This window comes from Salipiger sp., from assembly GCF_059781815.1.
This window is the reverse complement of record NZ_JBYNAH010000294.1, coordinates 3355-5180: the sequence shown is the minus strand read 5'-3', so window position 1 is coordinate 5180 and position 1826 is coordinate 3355. Positions and strand designations below refer to the sequence as shown.

The 1826-nt window shown below is 68.8% G+C and carries 2 protein-coding genes and 1 pseudogene; all 3 read right to left on the bottom strand.

The features are described 5' to 3' along the window. A pseudogene (locus AC6RA4_RS23200) lies at positions 1-155 on the bottom strand (multidrug MFS transporter); the annotation flags it as partial. 183 nt (positions 156-338) lie between these two features. Further along, complete coding sequence (locus AC6RA4_RS23195; protein ID WP_500164320.1) at positions 339-974, bottom strand: DsbA family oxidoreductase; 636 nt, start codon at positions 972-974, stop codon at positions 339-341. Between the two features lie 69 nt (positions 975-1043). After that, a complete protein-coding gene (locus AC6RA4_RS23190) occupies positions 1044-1697 on the bottom strand; it encodes a Crp/Fnr family transcriptional regulator (RefSeq protein ID WP_500164319.1) in 654 nt (217 codons plus the stop codon). Positions 1698-1826 lie beyond the last annotated feature (129 nt).

Below are 1826 nucleotides of genomic sequence, written 5' to 3'. Positions count from 1 at the left end.
GTGATCACCAGCTGCGCGCGGTTGAGATCGTCGGGGGTCAGCTCGGTGCCGATCTCGGGCAGGGCCGGCAGCATGGCGTCGATGGAAAAGGCGATGGTGGCGAAGATCATCGCAAGCAGCGCGATGAACTCGACCCGTCCGGGAACAGACCGCATGTGACCTCTGAGTTTTGCAGGGCCACACCGGTGCAGTGCGAACTGCCGGCGGCGGGCCGATTTACCGCTATCACCGGGCTATCGGAAAACGGTATACCAGCACAACCGCGGAACGCGCGCGGTAGCGCGCATTCCGGCCATGCGCCTTGCGCATGTCGCCGCGCAGCAGGGCGGGTGGCCCGCTCAGGCGGCGCCTTCGCGGATCTCGGCGATCACCTTGGACCAGAGCGCGGTGGGCTGCGCGCCGGGCACCGCGTGCTGGCCCGCGACCACGAAGGTCGGCACCGAGGTCACGCCCATGCCACGCGCGGTGGCGTCCATCTCGACGATCTCGCGCCGGTCGGCATCGGAGGCCAGCAGGCGCTGGATCAGGCTGGCGTCGAGCCCGCAACCATCGGCGATATCGGCCAGAACCTCGCGGTCTCCGATATCGCGGCCACCGACGAAATAGGCCTGGAACAGCGAGGAGACCACGGCGGTCTGCACACCCTCGATGCCGCCCCAGTGGATCAGCCTATGGGCATCCACGGTCGAGGGGGTTGTCTCAATGGCGTCGAGGTTGAGCGTCAGCCCGGCGCTCGCGGCGTGCTCGGCCACCGGCATGTAGGCCTGCACCGCGCCCTCCTTGCCGCCGAACTTCGCCTCGAGATAGGCGCGCCGGTCCATGCCCTCGGCCGGCATGTCGGGGTTCAGCATGAAGGGCCGCCAGCGGATGGTGAACGGGTGATCCGGTTCTTCCAGCAGCGCGCGGTCGAGGAGGCATTTGCCGATATAGCACCAGGGGCAGATCGGGTCGGAAAAGATGTCGAGCGTGACCATGTACCATGTCCTTTTGACGCCCTTCTAACAGGGCCCGCGCCGGGAATCGACAGCGGAACGACGCGCGGCTCAGCCGGTGGCGGCGGCAATGGCGCGCAGGGTCTCGCGGTCGAGCAGCCGCACCGCGCCCCGGTCGAGCGCCACGATGCCGCGTCGCGCCAGCGCGTCGAGCCGGCGCGACACCACCTCGCGGGCCGAGCCGATCATGGTGGCGATCTCGGCGTGGGTGGCGTGCAGGGTATCGCCCTCGGCATGCTCCAAGAGCGCTTCGGCGAGGCGGCATTCGACGCGCTGAAAGGCCAGTTTTTCAAGCAGATGCATCATGCTCTGCATGCGCTGCGCGAAGGCCGAGAAGACGAACTCGCGAAAGCCCGCCTCCTCAGCCATCAGCCGCAGGAAAAGCGCGCGCGGGATCAGCACGAGGCGGCTGTCACTGCGGGTCATGGCCTCGCCGGAATAGTCCTCGCCGCCCAGCAGGCCGAGGGTGGATTGCACGCAGCTCTGGCCCGGTTCCACCGCGTAGAGCAGGATGTCGCGCCCGGTGGGTCCGGTGAGGCAGACATCGACCCGGCCCGAGAGCACGATGACGAAGCCGCGCACGGCCTCGCCGGGGCGGAACAGCACGGTGCCGCGCGGGGCGTCGAAGGGCGACAGCTGCGCCAGCGCGGCGCGGCCCTGCGGTGACAGCGCGGCGATTTGCGGTGGGATCTCGGTCCAGCTCATGGCGCGGAGCATGGCGCGAAAGAGGGGCTGCGGAAAGAGGGGCGCGATGCCGCGCCCCCACAAGTCTCAACCGAGGATCAGCCCCGGCCGCGCTCTTCGAAGCGCGGCAGCATGGCGGAAAAGTCGCGC

What these genes read in the sequence shown, in the direction of transcription:
- AC6RA4_RS23190 (WP_500164319.1), bottom strand. Translation starts at nt 1,697, where the DNA reads ATGAGCTGGACCGAGATCCCACCGCAAATCGCCGCGCTGTCACCGCAG.
- AC6RA4_RS23195 (WP_500164320.1), bottom strand. Translation starts at nt 974, where the DNA reads ATGGTCACGCTCGACATCTTTTCCGACCCGATCTGCCCCTGGTGCTAT.